Source organism: Nesterenkonia sp. Act20, assembly GCF_019173455.1.
In the GTDB taxonomy this organism is placed as follows: domain Bacteria; phylum Actinomycetota; class Actinomycetes; order Actinomycetales; family Micrococcaceae; genus Nesterenkonia.
In genome coordinates, this window is sequence record NZ_JADPQH010000001.1 from 2,018,909 (window position 1) to 2,041,143 (window position 22,235).

The following is a 22,235-nucleotide window of genomic DNA, read 5'->3' on the forward strand; positions in this document are numbered from 1 at the left end:
TAGAAAGACCGGTCAGGAATGTGGGTGCAGTCGTCCCGCGCGCAGCGTCCACCGGTGATTACTGATCTCTGCTGCCCAGCGCCGATCATGGGTCGACACCAGCACGGCTCCTCCTGCGGCGGTGAATCCACGCAGCAATCGACTCAACCGTTCCATCCCGGGGGCATCCCGACCAAGCGTGGGCTCGTCGAGCAGCAACACCGCAGGCCGCAGGAGCAGAGCGGAGGCGATGACGCAGTCTTTGCGCTGCGCGGGCTGCAAGTCGTAGGGGTGGTCTTCGGAGTGCTGGGTCAGGTCGGCGGCCTCCAGCACCTGTGCCACGTCGAGCTCCCGCTCTGCGCGCGCCTGCTTGCGAGCATCCCTGCCCAGTCGACGACCACCAGTACTCAGCGGCACGGCGCGCCGCAGCTCGCCAATGACCGTGGAGGCGGAGATCTGATCTCCCGGGTCCTGCCCAACCCAGGCCAGATGTGCTGCTCGCACATGCGCGGGTGCCGAGGCGAGATCCACGCCCGCAACCCCGGTCACTTCGGCGTCCGGCTCCGCCGGCACCAGGCCTGCGAGGGCGCCGAGCAGGGTGGACTTTCCGGAGCCGTTCGCGCCCAGCAGCACGGTGGTCTCGCCGGGTCGCAGGTCAAGGTCGATACCGTCCAGAACGTAAGTCTCTTCGCGGCGCACTGACAGCTCCCGGACGCGAAGCGCCGGCGGAGAATCGAGGTTCTCCGCTGATTCTGCGACCACAGAGTCAGGGACCACCGCCTCACCGCGCGCGTTCCAGATGCCCCGGCAGTGAAGCTGGGCCTCCGTCAGGTCCCCCGGATGGTTGCTTTCTGGGTTCGAGACGATGGTTCCCTGATCCAGGAACAGCACGAGATCACATTCCGCAGAGAGTTCGTCATGCTGATGCCCGGTGAGCAGCACTGCGCCACCGGCAGCGCGAAACTCGCGCATGGACCGGGCCAGGCGGCGTCGTGCGCTGTGGTCCAGTGATTGAGAGGGCTGATCCAACACCAGCACGCCTGGGCCCAGGGTGAGCAGCCCGGCCAGGGCGGTGAGCTGGCGTTCCCCGCCGGAGAGTGTTGAGAGCGCGCGCTCGGCCAGTGCTTCGATGCCGAGAGATTCGAGGCTGGACGCGGCGCGATCTAGGCAGTCCTGCAGCGGCAGACCGATCAGTCGCCCCGGCAGCGCCGCCTCCTCGCGGACCGTGCGGGTCAGGCCGGTCAGCTGGGCCTCCGGGTCATCGCCGAGCATGCCGATCCCCGCGCCGTCGAGGATCCGGGTGCCCGTGGCGTGGCCGTGTTCGCCGAGGAGTCCCGCTGCGGCGCGGGCCAGTGTGGAGGTGCCCGCCCCCTGCGGTCCGAGCACGGCCACGGCCTCCCCGGGGCGCAGGACCAGGTCGATGTCGCGCAGGGACGGCCCGTCGGCGCCCCGGTAGGTGAAGCTGAACCCGCCCAAGCTGAGCAGCGGCATGGCCTGCGGGGAGTTGTCAGGCATCGGAGAGCCCCATCAGATCAGTGGCGGCGGGCAGCGGCAGCAGCCCGGCGAGCGAAGCGCAGACCAGAGACACCGAGAAGAGGACGGCTCCCCAACGCAGCGCCCGCTGCGTGGTCCCCTGGGGGTAGAACTGGGCCGGGGTGGGTTGGGAGGTCTCGCCGAAGCCACGCTGGACCAGGGCGTCGTGACGCTGGTCCAGCTGAGTGATCGCCGTGACGAGCAGTCCGGTGAGCACCCCGGCGAGCAGGCGCAGCCGCACCAGGAGCCGGCTGGTGTCCCAGCCTCGCGCGGCGCGGGCAGCCAGGGCGGCGCGGACCTGGTGCTGGGCAAGCGGGATGAGGCTCAGGGCCGCCGCGCAGACGTAGGCCAGGGCGAGCGGCACCCGCAGGGTCAGCAGTCCGTCGAAGGCACGGGAAGGATCCGAGCCGAAGGCGAAGAGCGCACAGACGGCGACCATCGCGGCCACGCGCAGCCAGAGCTGGACCGCCAGGGCGAGCCCCTCCGCGGTGACCGCAGCTGGGCCGAACTCGGCGAGGACCTGGGCCTGCTCGCCGGGGTAGAACAGTCCTTGGATGATGCCCACCATGACCAGCATGGGTCCAGCCAGCACCAGCAGGGTCAGCGCCCAGCTGCGGAAGCGGACCCGGCGGGAGACCGCCGCCCCGACCACCGTGCACGTAAGCACGGCGGCCGGGACCAGCGGTGAGGAAATCCCGTAGACGAGCAGCAGCGCGCAGCCGAGCAGGACCAGCTCAGTGGCTGGGTGCAGCCGCATGCGCGGCTCCTGCAGAGCTCCGCTTACCCGAACCTCGCGCTGCGGATCGCTTGACCGCGGAATGTTCGGTGAAGGGGAATCTGCTGCGCAGCCGCTTGGGCAGGGCCGCGACCACGATGAAGGCCAGTGCGAAGATGATGGCCTTGTCTGCGATGTCACTTCCCAGCCCCTGAATGGTGGCGGCACCCAGCATGGAGGCCCCGGCTCCCTGCAGGGCTGCGACGAGGCTGCCCGTGCCCACGCCGAGTCCGCCTCCGTAGATGAAGGCCGCGACGGGCGTGGCGATCAGACCGGTGGGGATTCCCGCGATGGCGCCAGCGATGACGGCCCACCAGATGCGGCGGAATCCGCCGAGCCGGGCGGCCCAGCCTGCGGCGGCGCCGATGAAGGCAGCCCCCGCGGTGAAGGCGATGACCGTCGGGTTGATCGTCACGCCCCAGATGACGTTGGTCAGGATGCCGGTCAGCGCGCCGGCAGCGGGCCCTGCGATGACACCGATGATCACAGTGCCCAGGGAATCCAGATAGAGCGGGAGGGCGGTCATCGTGCCGACGACCTGCCCGGCGGCGATGTTCAGCGCGATCATCACGGGCATCAGCGCCAGCACGCTGCGCGGGATGCGGGGGAGGGCGCCGGCGGCGATCAGGGCTGCGCCGAGCAGATAGCCGACCATCACCCCGAGGGTAGTGGTGCCGAGGTCGGCGCCGAGGGTCGCGGGCTGGGTGGTGAGCACCCAGAGGTAGGTCCCGACGATGACGGCGGCCCCGGCAGTCAGCGCCAGGACGGACCAAAGTGGGGGAGCAGGGCGGAGGTGGTTGCCGGCCCGGTCTGCGGTGGTGCGGGTGGTGCGGTGCTTCGGGGTTTCTCCGGGATCCGCCGCGGTGACGGACCCCTGCCCAGAGTGCGTGTCAGTGGGGGTCATGATGATGTGGTCCTTTTCTCAGAGTGTCGGTCAGGTGATCAAGGAACGCGTCAGCGTCCAGGCTTCGGATGATCTCGGCATTGGGCGCTCGGCCCCAGCGGCCCAGCCAATCGGCCACAGTCTCGCCGCGGGTCAGGGTGCCGAAGAGTTCGACGTCGACCGCTGCCTTCTCGGTCTTGTGCGCCCAGGGAATTATCCCGTGTGTTTCCTGCGCAGACGAATCCACGTCAGCCTCGTCCGCTGGAGAGGAGCTTTCAGGCTGTTTCCGGGCCCAGGCGACCGCTGCTGCAGTGACATAGGGATCGTGGACGTGGGCCAGGTAGCCGTGGCCGTCGGACTCGTGGAACTCGAAGTAGAAGCGCAGCGCCTCGGCCAGCTGAGCCAGCCAGGCCGACCACTGCGGGGTCGTGGGTCCGGCGAGCATCTGTCCCAGACGCTCAGGCGTCAGCGCCACCGCCTCCGTGGCCTCGATCGGACCGATCACCGGCAGATGGTCGGCCTCACCGAAGGCATCCAGCACTGCCTTGGCGGCCTCAGGGTCATAGCTGATGTTCCACTCGGTGGTGGGTCGGGTGTTGCCGCGATAGTTGAAGGCCCCGCCCATGACGAACAGCCGCTTCAGCAGCTGCGGAAGCCTAGGCTCCAACTGCAGCGCCAGCGCGAGGTTGGTGGCAGGGCCGGTGACCACGCCGATCAGCTCCCCAGGGTGGGCGTGCGCTGCGCGGACCCAGGCCTCCGCGGCACTGAGCTCATCGGCGGTGTTCCCACCGGCGGGAAGCTGGGCGTACCCGACGCCGGTGTCTCCGTGGGTCTCCTCGGCGTACTCGGAGACCCCCGCGAGCGGATGCTGGGCCCCAGGATGGACCGGGATCTCGGTGCGGCTCGCGAGCTGCAGCCAGCCCAGGGTATTGGTCACCACCTGATCTGTGGAGACGTTGCCGCCGCTGGCCGCGAGGCCGAGGATCTCGACGTCGTCCTGGCAGAACAGCCAGCCCAACGCCAGGGCGTCATCGATGCCGGGGTCACAGTCAAGAAAGAGGGGGATCACCTGTCCCATTGTGCCGGTTTCCGCTGAGGGGGTCTTGACGAGGGCTGTTGCTCTGTCCATAGGGTGGAACAAGAGGTGAGCGAGATGACGGAATCATTCCGGACACACGACGACGACGGCGGCGCCGACGCCGTGCAGCAGTGGCCGCGGTGGTCCAGGTGGATGCTGGGCGACATCAGGAAGCTGAGTGTGACCTTCTGCCTCTGTATCAGTGCAGTACTCCTCTACAACGGAGTGATGGCCACCTGGCGGTTCTTCACGGAGGCGAGTGACGGCTGGCTCCACAACCCCCAGGTGCTCGGACCATTGCTGATCGCGGGAGGCCTCTTCTACCTCTGGGCTGGACTGAGACTGCGCCGGATCAGAGCTCGGGCTGATCAGCCCACGTCGCCTGCAGCGCACTGAGCAGCTCGCTGCGGGAGATTCCTGCAGACTTTGCCTGCGTCACCGCCTCGCGCAGGTGGCCGAGCAGTTCTCCCGGCAGTACTGAGGGGTGCTCTGCCACGCGGGTGCCCGCAGCGCCTCGGGTCACGATGAGACCTTCCGATTCCAATGATCGATAGGCCTTGGCGGCGGTACCGGCCGCCACTCCAAGGTCCCGCGCGGTCTGCCGAACCGTGGGCAGACGATCTCCGGCGCCCACGCGGCCGGAGAGGATCAGGCCGCGGTAGTGGTCCGCGATGTCCTCGGACGCATACTCAGCCATGAGCGTTGAGCTCTCCGTGTGAGCGCGCTGCCGAGCTGGACGGTCCGCCGGGAATCGCTCGTGGCCGGCGCAGTGCGATGCGAGCCACCAGCAGCAGCAGGACGTAGCCGAGCAGCTGGAGGGCCAGTGAGGCCCAGAACAGCCAAGGTGAGATCGCGGAGACGCTGGTCTCCCACACGTATCCGTCTCTGACCAGCGTGATGTCACCTGCCTTGGACACCAGACGTGTGGCCCGAGCCAGCGTGACCAGCACCGCGCCGGCGCTGAAGAAGATGACCAGGGAAGAGAGGGTCGATCGCGAGGCCTCTTCCGCTGTCACCGTCTCTGGCCGTAGGAACGGGCGCGCGGCGTTCACATGCAGCACCAGAAGCGTCAGAAGCACCAGGGCCAACGCAACCCCGGCGACCGGCAGTCCATAGGCCCAGCCGAAGAAGGTCATGCGCATTCCGCCCCCGACGCCGCTCGCATCCTCGCCGACGTCGAGCTCGAGGATGCGGTAGATGCCGTCTTCATCTGGGCTGGAGGCTGAGCCTGCGAAGGCGACGAACACCAACAGCAGTGCAGTGGGGATGATCAGCAGCAACAGCTGACGCGCACCCAGAAAGGATCGCCAGGTCCGCGGCCGCGCCGGGGCGACGGGGGATGCTGGGGTTCGGCGGAACAGCGCTGTCAGCAGCCCGAGGCAGAGCAGTCCTATGCATGCTCCGAGCAGGAGATCGGCATAGGACCACCAGTGATAGTCCAGCAGGAGCATCCCGTCCGCCAAGTAGCTTCTCAGTCGGTAGGAGACGGAGTAGAGCAGGGCACCCAGTGCCAGCACCCCGAGTGCGAGGCGCACGATGCCGTCGGGCCGAGCTTGGTCCCGCAGGCGCGGCGCACGCGGCAGCCAGCCGCGCAGCAACGGAATCGAGAAGCAAGCGACGATCAGCGCCGCAAGGATCACGATCGGTGCATCGAGGAAGATCTGCCAGACAGGCATGGTCACTCCAAGTGAAGAGGCGGTTCCGCCGCAGCGGACGTTCTTATATCACTGACAACGTACAAGAATTTGTGTCAGCTGAACAGTACAAGAAGTCCGATGGGCGGCTCCTATTCACCCACTGGAACGATCAGGAGGCGTAGCTCCCAGTCAGCAGCACTCCGCCGCCGTCGACTCCCTTGGCGCCCTGGACGAAGTCCAGACCCGCGTCAGCCACGCGAGGTTCCTCGGGGCGGTAGGCGCTGACCTCGCCCATGACCCAGGCGGACTGGCCGGAGGCGTTGAGGTGCGCGACGGCGTCGTCGGCCTTGTCTGCCGAGACCACGGCGACCATGCCCACGCCCAGGTTCAGCGTGCGCTCCAGATCCGCCTGCGGGACCGAGCCGAGCCGGGCGATCAGCGAGAACACCGCGGGCCAGGACCAGGTGGAGCGGTCTACGGTGGCCATGAGCCCGGCGGGAAGCACGCGCGCCAGGTTGGCGGCGAGGCCGCCGCCGGTGACGTGGCTGAAGCCGCGGACCGGCGCCTCGGGGGAGACCTCGGCCTCGGCCGGATCACCGTTGAGCGCGGTGACCAGGTCCAGACAGGGCTTCGTGTAGAGCCGGGTGGGCTCCAGCAGCTCCTGGCCCAGTGTGCGGCCGAACTCGGAGACCTCACGCTCGTAGCCCCAGCCGGCGGAGGAGATCACGCGGCGGACCAGCGAGTATCCGTTGGAGTGGATGCCGGAGGAGGCCATGCCGATGATCACGTCACCGGCGCGCACCCGCTCCGGGCCGAGCACTGCGGAGGCGTCGACCACGCCTGTGGCAGCGCCCGCGACGTCGTACTCATCCTCGGCGAGCAGCCCGGGGTGCTCGGCGGTCTCTCCGCCGATCAGTGCGGTGCCGGTCTCTGCGGCGGCCTTGGCGATCCCGGAGACCACGGCGGCGATCCGCGCGGGCTCCACCTTGCCCGTGGCGATGTAGTCGGTCATGAACAGCGGCTTGGCGCCCATCACCACGATGTCGTCGACCACCATGCCGACCAGGTCGAAACCGATGGTGTCGTGGATGTCCATGGCCTGGGCGATCGCCACCTTGGTGCCGACCCCGTCGGTCGACGTGGCCAGCAGCGGACGCGGCAGCCGCTTGAGCTCACTGGCGTCGTAGAGGCCGGCGAATCCACCGAAACCGCCGAAGACCTGCGGCGTGTGCGTGGCCTCGATATGAGCCTTCATGAGCTCGACGGCGCGGTCTCCCGCCTCCACGTCGACTCCGGCGGAGGCATAGGTGATCGGGGCGCCGGAGCTGGTCTCGGCGTCGGTGTTCTGTGCAGTCACTTCTTGGCCTCCGCGAGGGGGATCTCGTCGATCTCGAATTCGGCATCAGGTCCCGGGTCGCAGCCGCCGCCGGGGTTCTGCGTGGAACCGGCATCGGTGGCGGAGGGGGTCTCGAGCAGCATCTTGCCGCGACGGCTCTCCGGGGGCAGCTTGATCGGGTAGATCCCGGAGAAGCAGGCGGTGCACAGCGTAGAGCGTGGCTGCTTGGTCGCCGCGATCATGCCGTCCTCGGAGATGTAGGCCAGTGAGTCCGCGCCCACGGCCTGGGTGATCTCCTCCATGGTGGCACCGTTGGCGATCAGCTCCGCGCGGGAGGCGAAGTCGATCCCGTAGAAGCAGGGCCACTTCACCGGCGGGGAGGAGATCTTCACGTGGATCTCCGCGGCGCCGGCCTCCTTGAGCATCCGCACGATGGCGCGCTGGGTGTTGCCGCGGACGATCGAGTCATCTACCACCACCACGCGCTTGCCGCGGACCACATGGTCCTGCACGTTGAGCTTGAGCCGGATGCCGAGCTGGCGCAGCGTCTGCGAGGGCTCGATGAAGGTCCGGCCCACGTAGGCGTTCTTGATGAAGCCCTGGGCGAAGGGAAGCCCGGAGGCCTCCGCGTAGCCCACGGCCGCGGGGGTCCCGGATTCCGGGACGGGGATGACGATGTCGGCGTCGTGGGTGTCCTCGCGGGCCAGCTGGCGGCCCATCTCGACGCGGGACTCGTAGACCGAGCGGCCGTTGATGTTCGCGTCCGGACGGGCCAGGTACACGTACTCGAAGACGCAGCGCGAGGGGGTGGCGGCGGCGAAGCGGTGGGACCGCACGCCGTCGGAGTCGATGGCGATCAGCTCGCCGGGCTCGATCTCGCGGATGATCGAGGCGCCCACGGTGGCCAGCGCGGACTGCTCGGAGGCGACCACCCAGCCGCTGGCGAGCCGGCCCAGCACCAGCGGACGGACACCATGGGGATCCCGTGCGGCGTAGAGCGTGCCTTCATTCATGAACACCAGGCAGAACGCGCCCTCCAGGGTGGGCAGCAGCGCAAGGGCCTGCTCCTCCAGGGAATCGCCGGGCTGGTCCTTGAGCAGGGCGGTGACCAGGGCGGTGTCGGTGGTGTTGCCCTGGTTGAGCTCGCCGAAGTCGGCGCGGCCGTGGCGTTCGAGGATGCGATCGCGCAGATCCGCGGAGTTGGTGAGGTTGCCGTTGTGCCCCAGCGCCACGGTCCCGTGCGGGGTGTCGCCCAGGGTGGGCTGGGCGTTGGACCATTGGCTGGCTCCGGTGGTGGAGTAGCGGCAGTGTCCGACGGCGATGTGCCCGGTCAGCGAGTTCAGCGTGGACTCGTCGAAGACCTGGGAGACCAGGCCGAGGTCCTTGTACACCCGGATGCTCTTGCCGTCCGAGGCAGCGATTCCGGCGGACTCCTGGCCGCGGTGCTGCAGAGCGTAGAGCCCGTAGTAGGCGAGCTTGGAGACTTCCTCCCCAGGGGCCCAGACGCCGAAGACGCCGCATTCATCCTGCGGCAGCGGGTCCTCGTCGAGGAGGTTGAAATTCAGCCGGCCATCACTCCGAGCCATGCGCAGGTGTCCTCTCTGCAGCGTCGAGCTTCTGCAGGTCGTAAGTGCGGGTGCGCTTCCGTGAGCGCCAGTCGATCAGCAGCCAGGCCACCGCGCCCAGGGCCAGCCCGGGGATGGCGAACGCCACTGTGAGATACCCCAGCGAGCCCGCTGTGGTGTAGTCCTCGGCGGGTCCGGTGACCAGGACCACGACGACGGCGGCCACCACGCCCGCCAGCACTCCTGCGATCAGGAACGGGCTCAGCCGGGGGGTGGGGCGAACTGTCACCTGCCGACGCGCTGACGCGTCGGGCTGCTCGCGTGAAGACATATGACCCATGCTACCGGCCCTGCCTGAGTGTCCTGCACCCTGGGAGGCTCGGTGCGTGAGGGTGGTTGCCACGGCTGCGCTGAGCCATGGTCATCCGGCCGGTCCTGGTCGAGCCCAGTCGGCTGGCTCGGTCCAGCTCAGCGGCTGCTTCGTGTCACCTTCAGCGGCAGCAGGGCAGAGAGATCGGCCCTGGTTCCGGAGGCGGCGACGCGTGCCTCGGCCACCGCTTCCGCCCATTCGGTCCCGCCGGTGGCCAGTTCCAGCCAGGTCTGCGGGGCAAGCTCCACCACATTGGGGGGAGTGCCGCGCGAATGCGTCGGGCCCTCGACGCACTGGGTCACCCCGAAGGGCGGGACGCGCACCTCCACGGAGTTCCCCGGCGCCACCTCGGCGAGCTCCTCCAGGAGGTAGCGCACGGCGGTGGCAAGGGTGGCGCGGTCCGAGCCGCCGTCCTGCCAATGCAGAACGGCGGCTCTTCCCTTCTCCGTGGAGATGCGACGTCGGGCCATATCTATCGCCTGATCAGCCGGCGATCTTGACCAGCCGCTTATTGACGAACTCGGCCATCCCGTAGGGGCCCAGCTCGCGACCCACGCCGGAGCGCTTCACGCCGCCGAAGGGCAGCTCGGCGGAGGTGCCTGGGGGCTGGTTCACGAAGACCATGCCGGTCTGGATCTGCTCACCCACGCGCTGGGCGCGTGCCTCGTCAGAGGCGTAGACCGAGGCGGAGAGACCGTACTGAGTGTCGTTCGCCAGGCGGACGGCTTCTTCCTCGTTCGCGACCTTGTAGACCATGGCCACGGGGCCAAAGAGCTCTTCGCCGTAGGCGCGCATCTCCGGGGTGATGTCGGTCAGCAGCGTGGGCTGGTACCAGGCACCGCCGCGCTCGTCGAAGTCGCCGCCCATGTGCAGGGTTGCGCCCTGCTTCACGGTGTCCTGGACCTGCTCGTGCAGATCCTCGGCCGCCGAGACCGAGGACATCGGACCGACGAAGGAGTCTTCGGACATCGGATCGCGCAGCTCGATCTTGCCGAGCGACTCGCGGAACTGCTCCATGAACTCGTCGTAGAACTCCTCGAGCACGATCACGCGCTTGGCGGCGTTGCAGGCCTGGCCGGCGTTGGCCATCCGGCCGGAGACCGCGCCCTTGACCGCCTTCGGGAGGATCTCGCGATCCAGCACCAGCAGCGGGTCATTGCCGCCGAGCTCGAGGACGACCTTCTTCAGGTTCTCGCCCGCCGTGGCGGCGACCTTGGTGCCGGCCCGTTCGGAGCCGGTCAGCGAGACGCCCTGGACGCGCGGGTCCGGGATGACGATCTCGGCGATCTGCTGGCTGGAGACGTACACGTTGGTGTAGGCATGCTCCGGGAAGCCGGCGTCGTGGAAGATCTGCTCGATGGCCGCCGCGGACTCGGGGCACTGGGAGGCGTGCTTGAGCAGGATCGTGTTGCCGATCATCAGGTTCGGCGCGGCGAAGCGTGCCACCTGGTAGTACGGGAAGTTCCAGGGCATGATGCCCAGCAGCACCCCGAAGGGCTCGCTCTGCATGAACGCGCGTCCGTCGGGTGCGTCGGTGATCTCCTCGTCCTTCAGGAACTCTGTGCCGTGGTCGGCGTAGTAGTTGAAGATCGAGATGACGATGTCGAGCTCGGAGCGGGCCTGCTTGATCGGCTTGCCCATCTCGCGGGTGATGATCTCGGCGAGCTTGTCCTTGCGCTCCTCGTAGAGGTCCGCGGCGCGGCGCAGCAGGTTGGCGCGCTCGGAGAGCTCGGACTGTGACCAGGTCGTGAAGGTCTCAGCAGTGCGGTCCAGGGACTCGCGCAGCTGCTCGTCGGTGAGGGTGGCGAACTCCGCCTCGACCTCACCGGTGGCTGGGTTGGTGACTTTGTAGTCGGCCATAGAAATCAATGCCTCGCTTCTCAGTGGTCGTATCGTGACCTGCCCGCCGAATCGGCGAGCACTCTCGACGCTATGACCCGGAGCGCCCCGCCACAAGCTCGGAGGCGCGAATGCGGGGGTTGTTCATCACCTGGCGAAACTGGCCGATGTGAGGAATAAATACACCGCTAGGTGCTGGCGTCACAGTGGCGCAGCTCAGAGCCGGTCGAGCAGGGCGGGGGCGAGGCGGATGCTGCCGACCTGTTCCCCGGCGGCGCCACCGGTGATGGGTTTGACGATCTTGTGCAGCACCGGTCCCAGGGTGTCCACATCGATGATCCCCCGGGCCGCCAGCAGGCTCAGCGCGACCAGATTCGTGGCCCGGGAGGAGCCGTCGAGCACCTTCACCGCCACCGCCGTGCCATCCGGGGCCCCGATGACGAGCACGCCCTCGGCACCGAGCTTCGCCGTCAGACCCAACTCTTCAAGCACGAGGGTGTTGGCCTCTCCCTGTCCGTGGACGGCCCAGGGGTAGTCCAGCATCGCCTGGTTCACGGTGAAGGCATGCACCTCGGCGTCGCGCCGGGAGGTGGAGGCCGCCAGGGTGGAGAAGCCGCGAGCCAGCCCGGTCAGCGAGAGCGCGGGTGCCGGTGCACCGCAGCCGTCCACGCCGACCACCGCAGGCTCCTCGCCGCAGTATTCGGTGATCACGTCCATGATCACCTGCTGCAGCGGGTGGGAACGTTCGAGGTAGGTGGCCAGCCGCCACCCATTGGTGCGTGAGGCCGCGAGGAAGGCGGCATGCTTGCCGGAGCAGTTGAACGCCAGCCGGGTCTCGCTCTTGCCCGCCTCCAGGTGGATCCGAAGATCCTGCGTACGGGCGGGCCAGGCGGTGGGGCATTTCATCGCAGACTCATCGAGGCCCTCGGCCTCCAGCACGCTCGCGGCCAGCTCCTGATGCCTGCGCGACCCCACATGGGAGCCACATGCCAGGGCCACCGCCTCGGGAGAGATCAGCGCGCCGGAGCGCAGCGAGGCGATCGCCTGGAACGGCTTGAGCGTGGAGCGAGGGAACATCAGCCGATGCGGAGCGCCGATGGACTCCAGCACCTGCCCGTCGGGGCCCACCACCACGGCAGAGCCGATATGGCGCGATTCGACGACGCCGGCTCGGGTCACCACTGCAAGCTCCACCGACTCCTCCACGGCTGCGGTGGCCAGTTCGGGGGAGTCGCCCGCGCTGAATTCCGAGGAGTGCAGAGCGGAGGGGGCTTCGGCCGAGCGGCGCACGTGATCCATGCGTCCAGTCTACGGAGCCGGAGCCTGTCTTCTGGGGAGCCGTTCCGAACCTGGCCGCCGCACGGTCCATCTGCTGACCCGTTCGATAGGCTGAGCGGCGTGAAGGTACTTGTAGTCGGCCCCGGAGGCCGCGAGCACGCCATTGTCCGAGCACTGCTGCGTGATGAGGCAGTCACCACCGTCGAGGCAGCCCCAGGCAACGCGGGGATCGCGCAGGACGTGACCTGCCACAACCTCCATGCCCAGGACGGGGCGGCCGTTGCGGCGCTCGCCGTCGTCGGGCGCTTTGATCTGGTGATCATCGGACCCGAGGCGCCGCTGGCAGCAGGTGTGGCCGACGCCGTGCGTGACATGGGGGTTCCGGTCTTCGGTCCCTCGGCCGAGGCGTCCCGGCTGGAGGCCTCCAAGTCCTTCGCCAAGGAGGTCATGGAGGCCGCGGGCGTGCCCACTGCGCAGGCGGTGCATGCCAGCGAGCTCCCCGCGGCGGAGGAGGCGATGGACCGCTTCGGCCCGCCGTATGTGATCAAGGATGACGGGCTGGCGGCCGGAAAAGGGGTCGTGGTCACCGAGGACAGCGCCGCCGCGCTCGCCCACGCCGAGGCCTGCTTCGACGCCGGCGGCTCCGTGGTGATCGAGGAGTTCCTCGACGGACCCGAGGTCTCCCTGTTCGTGCTCTCCGACGGGGAGAACATGGTCCCGCTCTCCCCAGCCCAGGACTTCAAGCGCATCGCCGACGACGACGCCGGCCCCAACACCGGCGGGATGGGCGCGTACACCCCGCTGGAATGGCTCGACGGCTACACCGAGACCGACGTGGCCGGAGTGGAGCGCGACTTCGTGCAGATCGTGCTGGACACCGTGGCCGCGCCCACGCTGGCCGAGATGTCCCGCCGCGGGACACCCTTTGTGGGAGTGCTCTACTGCGGGCTTGCGGTGACCTCGCGCGGGGTGCGGGTGATCGAGTTCAACGCCCGCTTCGGTGATCCGGAGACCCAGGCGGTGCTGCAACGCCTCGCCACTCCGCTGGGCCAGCTGCTGCTGGACTGCGCCACCGGCTCACTGGGCCCGGACCGCAGGCTCGAATGGGCGCAGGGCAGCGCGGCCAGCGTCGTGCTCGCCGCGGAGGACTACCCGGAGGCTCCGCGACGTGGGGATGTGATCAGCGGACTCGAGCAGGCCGAGTCGCTCGAGGGTGTGGCCGTGTTGCATGCCGGCACCGCTCGGGACGACCAGGGCCAGCTGGTCACCGCCGGAGGGCGCGTGCTCGCCGTCGTCGGCACCGGAGATTCGCTGCGCGAGGCCGTGGACCGCGCCTACGCGGGGGTCGCGGAGATCTCCTGGGAGGGCGAGCAGCACCGCAGCGACATCGCCGCGAAGGCGCTCGCCGGAGAGATCCTGCTGGACCGCCGGAGTGAGCCGGGCGGCGGGGGTGCTTCGCGGCGGACCGAGGACGTCTCGCTGACCGAGCAGGGCGTGCGCAGCACCGAGCTGCCGCCCAGCAGCGAGGATCCGCCCGCGGAACACCCCGCTGGCTGGGTGCACCTGTCCTCGGGCAAGGTGCGCGATCTCTACGCGCCCGCGCCCGGGTCGAGCTGGGAGGGCCAGGACGTGGTCCTGATGGTCGCCAGCGACCGGATCAGCGCCTATGACCATGTCCTCTCCACGCCCATTCCGGACAAGGGCATCATCCTGACCCAGCTGAGCCTGTGGTGGTTCGACCAGCTCGAGGCGGCGGGGATCTCGCATCACGTGGTCTCGGTCGACGTTCCGGAGGAGGTGGCCGGCCGCGCGATGATCTGCCGGCGGCTGGAGATGGTGGAGGCCGAGTGCATCGCCCGTGGCTACCTGACCGGTTCCGGCCTCGCTGAGTACCGGGAGTCCGGCACGGTGACCGGACTGCTGCTGCCGGAGGGACTCCAGGACGGTTCAGCGCTCGAGGAACCGATCTTCACGCCCTCCTCCAAGGCCGAGCAGGGCGATCACGACGAGAACATCAGCTTCGAGACGCTCACCGAGACGGTGGGGGTCGATCTGGCGATGCGCCTGCGTGAGGCCACGCTGCGCATCTACACCCTGGCGGAGGCGACCTGCCGTGAGGCGGGGGTGATCCTGGCGGACACGAAGCTGGAGTTCGGCTTCGATCCCAACGGGACGCTCACCGTGGCCGATGAGGTGCTGACCCCGGACTCCTCGCGGTTCTGGCCGGCCGAGACCTGGGAGCCCGGCAAGTCCCAGCCCTCCTTCGACAAGCAGTTCGTCCGGGACTGGCTGACCTCGGCTGAGTCCGGCTGGGATCGCGGCTCCGCGCAGGAACCCCCGGAGCTGCCCGAGGAGGTCGTCACCGCCACCCGTGCGCGCTACCTGGAGGCGTACGAACGTCTCACCGGGACCGAGCTGCTCCTCTGACCGCCCCGCCCCTCTCCGCCCCGGGAAATTATCGTAGGGCTGTAGCGAATCGTAGAGCTATAGCCCTACGATTTCGCGAAAGCTCTACGATAATCGCGCTCGCGGGAGCGGGGAGCCAATCGCGCTCGCGGGAGTGGGGAGCCAATCGCGACTCGGGGCGCGTTCAGCCGTCCACGCACTGGCCGGTGGAGACCGTCTCGGTGTAGCGCTCCGGGTCGGTCAGCACATCGCCGGCCTGGGCGGCGGTGATCGCGAAGCCCACGTTGCTTCCCTCCACGGCGCGGGCGAACACCACGCCTGCCACGTCGCCGGCCTGATCGATCAGCGGGCCGCCGGAGTTGCCCTGCCGGACATCGGCGTTGAGCTGGAAGATCTCCATCTCTGAGGGGGAGCTGCCGTAGATGTTGTTGACCTGGGAGACGTCGCGCGCCTGGACGACGGCGGGTCCCGCGGAGAACGGGCCGCCGGCCGGATAGCCCATCACGTAGGCGGAGTCGCCGATCCCGAGGCCGTCCCCGACGCTCAACGGCGCGGCCTGCAGCGGATCCACGGCGAGAAGGGCCAGATCGTTGGAGGGATCGAAGTAGACGGCGCGCCCGGTGACCACCTCGCCGTCGGGCATCTCCACCGAGGGCTCCGCGACGCCGGCGACGACGTGCGCGTTGGTCACCACTCGGGTGGGGGAGACGGCGAAGCCGGAGCCGGACTGGGACTGTCCGCACTGCTCGGCCACCCCGATGATCCGTCCCACCGAGGCCGCGGAGGTCTGTGCGGCGTCGTTGAGGTCCAGGTCTTCCGGCAGCTCGGCCGGCTGCGGCACCAGTTGGGCGATCTCGGGGATGTCGGACTCCAGCACCGCCGAACGCACCTGGGCGAACCAGGACTCAGCCCGGTCCGGCACGGAGGAGTTGATGGTCTGCAGCACGGTGGACTGGTTCATCGCCTGGTTCACCGCGGGGAAGCCCATCGCGGAGACCGAGAAGGACAGCAGGGCGATCACGAACACGGCGACGACGAGGTTGAGCACTCCGCCGACCAGCGAACTCAGCCCGCGGACTGCCCGCGAGTTGAACATTCGTTGAATCTCCGCCCCGGCGGCGGAGCCCAGCCCATGCCCCGCTGCCACCAGGACGACGGCGGCCACGAGCACCGCGATCACCCGCCAGAGCGGGTCCGCCACCCAGGAGGCCACCAGAGGGATCGCGAAGAAGGCCGCGGTGGCGCCCACGAGGAAGCCGAAGACGCCGCCGAGGGTCGCCCAGACGCCCTTGCGCAGCCCGCCGATCAGGAATCCGATGAGCACAAGCACCAAGATCACGTCGAGTACGGTGATTCCCATGGGCAGGGCGCTCCTTATGGCTCATGCTGGTGAGTGGCGCCGCCACCTATGGGCGCGATCGTGCGGTTCGCGGTCGCGTGAAACGGCTCCACAAGAATGACATAGAATCGTTCGCCGCCTGCGGAACGTTTCCGCAGGTCGGGGCGAACTGGTAACTTCTAATCAACGAGAATCTGTTGTCTCACACACATCCAGGAAGAACGGATCGCCCATGGATCTTGAAGTACTGCGTCGCGCACCGCTGTTCGCCACGCTCGACGACGACGTCTTCTCCGCTCTGATCAAAGAGCTCACCGAGGTGGACCTCTCCCGCGGATCCTCCGTCTTCCACGAGGGCGACCAGGGCGATCAGCTCTACTTCATCATCTCCGGGAAGATCAAGCTCGGACGCACGACGCCGGACGGTCGCGAGAACCTGCTGGCAGTGCTCGGCCCCGGCGAGATCTTCGGCGAGATGGCACTGTTCAACCCGGCGCCGCGCACAGCGACCGGCACCGCGGTCTCCGAGACGCGCCTGGCGGGCTTGCGCCACGACAGCCTGCGCTCGGTCATCAACACCAACCCCGAGGTCTCCGTCCAGCTGCTTCAGGCGCTGGCCAAGCGGCTGACCCGCACGAACGAGTCCCTGGCCGACCTGGTCTTCTCGGATGTCCCCGGTCGTGTGGCGAAGGCGCTGCTGGACCTCGCGGATCGCTTCGGGCGTCCGGCTCCGGACGGTGTGCTCGTGGCCCACGAGCTCACGCAGGAAGAGCTCGCCCAGCTGGTCGGCGCGTCCCGCGAGACCGTCAACAAGGCGCTGGCCGAGTTCGTCCAGCGCGGCTGGCTGCGCCTGGAGGCGCGCGCCGTCGTCATTCTGGACATCCAGCGCATTCGCCAGCGCTCCCGCTGAGCAGGGTCTGCCCAGCAGACGCAAAAGGAAGAGCGCCCGACCTGAGTCGGGCGCTCTTCCTCTGTCTGGCGGGGCTTTCTCCGATCCCGAAGCTACTCCCCAGTGACCCGCGAGGGCGGGTAGAAGCGCAGGAACTTCCGCACCGTGGAGGCCTGCGCCGCCACCAGCAGGGCCAGTCGCCGAGGATCACGGTCCTTGGCGTAGAAGAACGGGTTGCGCGTCCCACCAGAGCTCATGATCTTGCGAAGGCGACGCCGACGCGCCGGATCCGAGACATAGCGCGCCGTGAGCCAGCGGGGCAGCACCGTGTAGACGGTCTCGGCCTGGTCCTCCACCCGCGAGGTCTCACCGCGCCCGGAGAGCTCACCGCGGATCCAGTCGCGCACGTAGTACTCCACCGGATTGTTCCCGGCACCGGTGATGTAGTAGTTCGAGCGGCCCAACCGCGGGTTTAGCTCGAAGAACTTCGTCTTGCCGTCGCGGGGGTCGTATTTGAGGTCGAAGTTGGCGTAGCCCACCCAGCCGAGCTCGGCGAGCAGCAGCTGCGCCTGATCCACGGCCGTGGAGTACTGCCCGCTCAGGATGACCGACGGGTTGCCCAGTGCTGCGGGGGAGTGGTCCTCCAGCACCGTCTCGCCCCACGAGGCGAAGCGGATCACAGAGTCCTGATCGCAGTAGCAGGTCAGCACCCGCATGTTCTGATCGTCACCGGGGACCTCCTCCTGGACCACGAAGCTCGCCCGATAGCCGGCCGCATGGATCTTGCCGAAGAGCTCATCGAGATCCTCAGCGGTCTCGACCCGATGGACCTTGTGCTTGCCCTGGAACTCGGTCCAGTACCAGGCGGTCACATCCGCAGGCTTCGCCCAGACGGGGAAGCTCAGATCCAGCGGAAGCTGCGGCCCCAGATCCTGGCTGAAATCCACGACGCGGGTCACCGGATGATCGACCCCGAGGCGCTGCGCCAGCGCGGTGAAGTTGTCCTTCACGGTGCCCGCTTCGAAGCGGACGCTGTCCACATAGGGCACGACGACGTCGTCGCCCAGGTCCTCTGGGTGAGTCTCCTTGAGCTCGATGATCGCCTCGACGGTGGAGTCGATCGCTCCCAGCAGCAGGATTCGGATGCCCTGCCCCCGGAGCCGGGAGATCTGCGGAGCAGCAAGTCCGGTGCGGACATGCTCCATCACGGTGCCGTTCTCCACCTCCAGGTGCTCGATGATCTTCGAATGCCGGATCATCCACATCTGATGTTTGGAGAGCACCACGGAGCTGATGCCGTAGGCCTCGTGGAATGCACGAGCTGCCCCGTAGGCGCCGGCATCGCCGCCGACGATCACCGGGACGAACCCCACCTCGGCCCAGCGGCGCTCGTTCTCGGCCCAGCGTCGATCCGTCGGGCCCATGGCCTCAGCGGACATGGGCGATGAGATCGACTTCCACGGGAGTGTCCAGCGGAAGGACCGGCACGCCCACGGCGCTGCGGGCGTGCTGCCCCGCTTCTCCGAAGGCCTGGCCCAGCAGATCTGAGGCGCCGTTGATCACCTTCGGCTGGCCGGTGAACGTCGGTGCGGAGGCGACGAATCCACCGACCTTGGCAATGCGCGTGATCCGATCCAGATCACCCACGGCGGATTTCAGCGCGCCGATCGCGTTCAGGGCGCACTGGCGGGCAAGCTCATAGGCCTGCTCCTCGGTCACTTCGGCTCCGACCTTGCCGGTCAGCGGCAGCGCGCCGTCGACGAAGGGCAGCTGGCCGGACACGTAGACCACGCCGTCGACGATCACCGCAGGCTGGTAGGAGGCGACGGGCGGAACCACGTCGGGCACGCTCAGACCGAGCTCGGCCAGGCGTGATTCAACGGCGGAGAGCTGCTGCGTCATACGAAGCCTCGCTCAGTTCCGCGGCCGCTTGAGGTAGGCGACCGGGGCATTGCCCTCGGGGCCGGGGAGGACGGTGACGAGTTCCCAGCCATCCTCGCCCCACTGGTCCAAGATGCCCTTGGTGTTGTGGATGATCAGCGGAATCGTGGCATATTCCCATTGGGTCTCTGAAGCGCTCATCTGTTCAGACTATCCGACGGCTGTCCCGCGCCGAAGAGATCTCGCCGTTCCACAGGCATCACAGCGCGATCGGAGCGCAGCCGATGCGCCTGCCCGAGCCGCTTTGTCCTTAACGGTAAGATGAAGCCCATGGCGTCACGTAAATCCCCCCTCTTTGACACGGCCACCACCGTCGGGAAAATCATGTCCTTCCTCGGCGTGAGCGCCCTGTGTGGTCTGCTGGCGGCGGGTCTGATCTTCCCGCTGGCAGCCTCCGGAGGGGCCGCGGCCGCCACCGGCACGGACCTGCTCGCAGACATCCCTGCGGAGCTGGATGAGGAGCCGCTGAGCGTGCCCTCACACATCTACGCCTCTGATGGCACCACGGAGATCGCGACGTTCTACGCGGAGAACCGTCAGCCCGTCACGATGGATGAGATCTCACCGAACATGGTGGACGCGATCCTCGCGATCGAAGATGAACGCTTCTACGAGCACGGCGGTGTCGATCCCCGCGGTGTCACCCGCGCACTGGTGAACAACCTCACCTCGGATTCCCAGCAGGGTGCCTCGACCATCACCCAGCAGTACGTGAACAACATGCTCATCAATGCCGTGGTGCTCACCGGCGAGGGGCGCCTGACCATCTCCGGCACCGGTGAGAAGACCTACGCCGACAAGCTGCGTGAGATGAAGCTCGCAGTCGCCGTCGAACAGGAGATGACCAAGGAGGAGATCCTCGAGGGTTACCTGAACATCGTGCTGCTCGGCGGCCGCAACTACGGTGTGGAGGCCGCGGCGCAGTTCTACTGGGGCATCCCCGCCTCAGAGCTGAGCATCGCCCAGTCGGCGGTGCTCGCCGGCATGGTGCAGTCCCCGAACGGGTACAACCCCGCTGTCAATCCCGAAGAGTCCAAGGCCCGGCGCGACGTGGTGCTCGGTGCGATGTTGGATCAAGGCACCATCTCCCAGCAGGAATACGACGAGGCCATCGCCGAGGATCTCGGTGTGGAGCAGACCAACCCTGAGGAGACGGGTTGCATCTCCGCCAGCATGGGCCCGTACTTCTGCGATTACGTCCGCCGCGAGATCCTCGCCAGCGATACCTTCGGACCCGACGAGGAGGCCCGGGAGCAGCTGCTGAACCGTGGCGGCCTGAGCATCACCACCACGCTGGATCCCGACGCCCAGCAGGCGGCCCAGGAAGAGGTGGATTCGACCGTCCCCTCCGATGACGGCTCGGGCGCGGGTGCGGCGATCTCCTCCGTGGAGCCGGGGACCGGCAACATTCTGGCGATGGCGCAGAACCGAAACTTCACCCCCGAGGACGGAACCGGGAACACGACGATCAACTACAACGTCGATTCTGATGTCGGCGGCGGCCAGGGCTTCCAGCCGGGCTCCTCGCTGAAGCCCTTCGTCGTCGCCGCCTACCTTGAGGAGGGTGGCTCCACGGAAGATGTGGTGGACGCCTCTCCCGATGAATGGGCGGACACCCAGCGCTGGGAGGCCAGCTGCCTGGAGCGGGGCTACACGACTACTGAAGAGCCGTGGAACGTCGAGAACGTCGAGGAGGACTCGAATCGTCGCATGACCATCGACTACGGCGTGTACTTCTCGGTCAACACCGCGACGCTGGCCACGGTCACTGAGATGGACCTCTGTGCGATCACCGATGTCACCGACCGGCTCGGGATTCACCTCGCCAGCGACCCGGAACAGGGGCTCTCCCCGCAGAACCCCTCGTTCGTGCTGGGCACCGACAGTGTGGCCCCACTGACCCAGGCGGCCGCCTACGCAGCCCTGGCGGATGACGGCAACTTCTGCGAGCCGCGTGCCCTGCTCGAGGTCACCGACACCCACGGCAATGAGTACGACGTGCCCGAGGAGAACTGCGAGCAGGCGATCGACGAAGAGATCGTGGCGCAGGTCAACGACATCACCATCAACATCGCCGAGGGCACCGTCGCCGCAGGTGACCCACCGTTCCCGATGGCGGGCAAGACGGGCACCTCGGACGACGCAGTCCACACCTGGTTCGTCGGCTACTCCTCCGGCGTCTCCACCGTGGCCTGGATCGGCAACCCCGAGGGCAACCGAGACGGTTACCGGGAGACCACGATCAACGGTCAGTACTATGACGACTTCTACGGCTCCACCCTCGCGGCCCCCATGTGGCTGGACTACATGGAGCAGGTCGGTGGCGATTACGACACCTCCGACTTCCGTGAGGCCGAGGATTCTCCGTTCGATGACCGGCGCGACCGCAGCCGCTACAGCGACGGTGGAGAGCTTCCCGACGACGACGAGGCCATCAACTCGAACGACAATGACGGAGACGACGACTGAGCGTCAACGCGCAGCTGAAGGTGGTGGGGCTTGGGGTCAACGACTTCACGCTCCGCCACTTTTCTCTGCCCCTGCGCAGCGGGGCCGGACTGCGCATTCTGCATATCTCTGACATCCACTACATCCCAGGTCAACGCAGGAAGTTCGACTGGTTGCAGTCCCTGGCCGAGCTGAAGCCCGATCTCGTGGTCAACACCGGGGACAACCTCTCGCATCCCAAGGCCGTCGATGAGGTCCTCGACGCCCTCAGGCCGCTGCTGCAGTTCCCTGGAGTGTTCGTCCCGGGGTCCAACGACTACTACGCCCCGAAGTGGAAGAACCCGCTGCGCTACCTCAGCGGCCCCTCGAAGCTGGGCGAGGAGCCCGAGGAGCTGGATTGGCGGCGGCTCTTCGCCGCCTTCGAGGGGACGGGCTGGCGCAATCTCAGCAACCACACCGCGCAGCTCGACGTCGGCGGACATGCTCTGGACTTCAGCGGCGTGGATGATCCGCACATCGGTCGCGATGAGTTTCAGGGCTGGCCGGGCGCCGCTCCTGGAACACGGCCCGGAAGCCCCGGGTCCGAGTCCCCGCTGCGCATCGGGGTCGCCCACGCGCCGGTGCGATCGGTGCTCGACACCTTCGCGCAGACCGGAGCCGACCTGGTCCTTGCCGGTCATACCCACGGCGGCCAGGTCTGCCTGCCTGGAGGCCGCGCGCTGGTCACCAACTGTGATCTGCCCCGGTCACAGGCCAAGGGGCTCAGCAGCATCAGTCTGCCCGCCTCGGCAGAACCGCCGAGTGAAGGTACCGGCCAGCCCGGTCGACGGGTGCCGCTGCATGTCTCCGCGGGAATCGGCACCAGCGCCACCGCGCCGGTGCGCCTCTTCTGCCCACCCGAGGCCACACTGTTGGAAGTTCACCGCGACACGGAGTAGG

21 protein-coding genes are annotated in these 22,235 nt (G+C 67.9%); 5 read left to right on the plus strand and 16 right to left on the minus strand.

The window, feature by feature from the left end; genetic code table 11:
• Window positions 1-12: 12 nt before the first annotated feature.
• From IY716_RS13895 to IY716_RS09335, 4 genes are read right to left on the minus strand one after another with little or no spacing between them, the layout of a single operon-like run.
• A complete protein-coding gene (locus IY716_RS13895) occupies window positions 13-1,494 on the minus strand; it encodes an ATP-binding cassette domain-containing protein (protein WP_218221245.1) in 1,482 nt (493 codons plus the stop codon).
• On the minus strand, window positions 1,487-2,269 hold the full coding sequence (locus IY716_RS09325; protein WP_218221246.1) for an energy-coupling factor transporter transmembrane protein EcfT: 783 nt from the start codon (window positions 2,267-2,269) through the stop codon (window positions 1,487-1,489). The genes IY716_RS13895 and IY716_RS09325 overlap by 8 nt, the downstream gene beginning before the upstream one ends.
• Window positions 2,247-3,191: a histidine kinase gene (locus IY716_RS09330; RefSeq protein WP_218221247.1), complete on the minus strand. Its 945-nt coding sequence runs from the start codon at window positions 3,189-3,191 to the stop codon at window positions 2,247-2,249. The genes IY716_RS09325 and IY716_RS09330 overlap by 23 nt, the downstream gene beginning before the upstream one ends.
• Complete coding sequence (locus IY716_RS09335; RefSeq protein ID WP_218221248.1) at window positions 3,178-4,248, minus strand: nucleoside hydrolase; 1,071 nt, start codon at window positions 4,246-4,248, stop codon at window positions 3,178-3,180. The genes IY716_RS09330 and IY716_RS09335 overlap by 14 nt, the downstream gene beginning before the upstream one ends.
• Window positions 4,249-4,323: 75 nt before the next feature.
• On the opposite strand from IY716_RS09335, the gene IY716_RS09340 reads away from it, so the two are divergent.
• Window positions 4,324-4,644: a hypothetical protein gene (locus tag IY716_RS09340; protein WP_218221249.1), complete on the plus strand. Its 321-nt coding sequence runs from the start codon at window positions 4,324-4,326 to the stop codon at window positions 4,642-4,644.
• On the opposite strand, the gene IY716_RS09345 is transcribed toward IY716_RS09340, so the two are convergent.
• The 8 genes from IY716_RS09345 to IY716_RS09380 all read right to left on the minus strand — a co-directional run bounded on the left by IY716_RS09345 (window position 4,601) and on the right by IY716_RS09380 (window position 12,294).
• A complete protein-coding gene (locus IY716_RS09345; RefSeq protein WP_218221250.1) occupies window positions 4,601-4,945 on the minus strand; it encodes a GntR family transcriptional regulator in 345 nt (114 codons plus the stop codon). The genes IY716_RS09340 and IY716_RS09345 overlap by 44 nt on opposite strands.
• A complete protein-coding gene (locus IY716_RS09350; protein WP_218221251.1) occupies window positions 4,938-5,924 on the minus strand; it encodes a hypothetical protein in 987 nt (328 codons plus the stop codon). The genes IY716_RS09345 and IY716_RS09350 overlap by 8 nt, the downstream gene beginning before the upstream one ends.
• Before the next feature lie 130 nt (window positions 5,925-6,054).
• A complete protein-coding gene (purM, locus tag IY716_RS09355; RefSeq protein ID WP_218221252.1) occupies window positions 6,055-7,242 on the minus strand; it encodes a phosphoribosylformylglycinamidine cyclo-ligase in 1,188 nt (395 codons plus the stop codon).
• Window positions 7,239-8,807 carry an amidophosphoribosyltransferase gene (gene purF, locus IY716_RS09360; protein WP_218221253.1) on the minus strand — a complete coding sequence of 523 codons (1,569 nt, stop codon included), beginning with the start codon at window positions 8,805-8,807 and terminating at the stop codon, window positions 7,239-7,241. Before purF ends, purM begins: the two co-directional genes overlap by 4 nt.
• On the minus strand, window positions 8,794-9,117 hold the full coding sequence (locus IY716_RS09365) for a hypothetical protein (protein WP_218221254.1): 324 nt from the start codon (window positions 9,115-9,117) through the stop codon (window positions 8,794-8,796). The genes purF and IY716_RS09365 overlap by 14 nt, the downstream gene beginning before the upstream one ends.
• A 137-nt stretch (window positions 9,118-9,254) precedes the next feature.
• Entirely contained in the window at window positions 9,255-9,626 is a 372-nt protein-coding gene (locus tag IY716_RS09370; protein WP_218221255.1) for a sterol carrier family protein, read from the minus strand.
• Between the two features lie 13 nt (window positions 9,627-9,639).
• Window positions 9,640-11,016 (minus strand): NAD-dependent succinate-semialdehyde dehydrogenase, encoded by a 1,377-nt coding sequence (locus IY716_RS09375; RefSeq protein WP_218221256.1) that lies wholly within the window; start codon window positions 11,014-11,016, stop codon window positions 9,640-9,642.
• 195 nt (window positions 11,017-11,211) lie between these two features.
• The gene (locus tag IY716_RS09380; protein ID WP_218221257.1) at window positions 11,212-12,294 is read right to left on the minus strand and encodes an asparaginase; all 1,083 of its coding nucleotides are present in this window, start codon (window positions 12,292-12,294) and stop codon (window positions 11,212-11,214) included.
• Window positions 12,295-12,393: 99 nt separating this feature from the next.
• On the opposite strand from IY716_RS09380, the gene purD reads away from it, so the two are divergent.
• Window positions 12,394-14,700 (plus strand): phosphoribosylamine--glycine ligase, encoded by a 2,307-nt coding sequence (purD, locus tag IY716_RS09385; RefSeq protein WP_218221258.1) that lies wholly within the window; start codon window positions 12,394-12,396, stop codon window positions 14,698-14,700.
• A gap of 163 nt (window positions 14,701-14,863) precedes the next feature.
• On the opposite strand, the gene IY716_RS09390 is transcribed toward purD, so the two are convergent.
• Window positions 14,864-16,039 (minus strand): MarP family serine protease, encoded by a 1,176-nt coding sequence (locus tag IY716_RS09390; protein WP_218221259.1) that lies wholly within the window; start codon window positions 16,037-16,039, stop codon window positions 14,864-14,866.
• A gap of 211 nt (window positions 16,040-16,250) precedes the next feature.
• Between IY716_RS09390 and IY716_RS09395 the strand changes: the two genes are divergently transcribed.
• Entirely contained in the window at window positions 16,251-16,928 is a 678-nt protein-coding gene (locus IY716_RS09395; protein ID WP_218221260.1) for a Crp/Fnr family transcriptional regulator, read from the plus strand.
• Window positions 16,929-17,020: 92 nt separating this feature from the next.
• Here the strand turns inward: IY716_RS09395 and IY716_RS09400 are convergent, their stop codons facing one another.
• From IY716_RS09400 to IY716_RS09410, 3 genes are read right to left on the minus strand one after another with little or no spacing between them, the layout of a single operon-like run.
• The gene (locus IY716_RS09400) at window positions 17,021-18,346 is read right to left on the minus strand and encodes a hypothetical protein (RefSeq protein WP_255316488.1); all 1,326 of its coding nucleotides are present in this window, start codon (window positions 18,344-18,346) and stop codon (window positions 17,021-17,023) included.
• Complete coding sequence (locus IY716_RS09405; RefSeq protein WP_218221261.1) at window positions 18,336-18,809, minus strand: RidA family protein; 474 nt, start codon at window positions 18,807-18,809, stop codon at window positions 18,336-18,338. Before IY716_RS09405 ends, IY716_RS09400 begins: the two co-directional genes overlap by 11 nt.
• 12 nt (window positions 18,810-18,821) lie before the next feature.
• Window positions 18,822-18,989, minus strand: a complete 168-nt coding sequence (locus IY716_RS09410; protein WP_166645872.1) for a hypothetical protein — start codon at window positions 18,987-18,989, stop codon at window positions 18,822-18,824.
• A gap of 129 nt (window positions 18,990-19,118) precedes the next feature.
• Between IY716_RS09410 and IY716_RS09415 the strand changes: the two genes are divergently transcribed.
• A complete protein-coding gene (locus IY716_RS09415) occupies window positions 19,119-21,317 on the plus strand; it encodes a transglycosylase domain-containing protein (protein WP_218221262.1) in 2,199 nt (732 codons plus the stop codon).
• Window positions 21,318-21,340: 23 nt separating this feature from the next.
• A complete protein-coding gene (locus IY716_RS09420; protein ID WP_369699655.1) occupies window positions 21,341-22,234 on the plus strand; it encodes a metallophosphoesterase in 894 nt (297 codons plus the stop codon).
• Window position 22,235 lies beyond the last annotated feature (1 nt).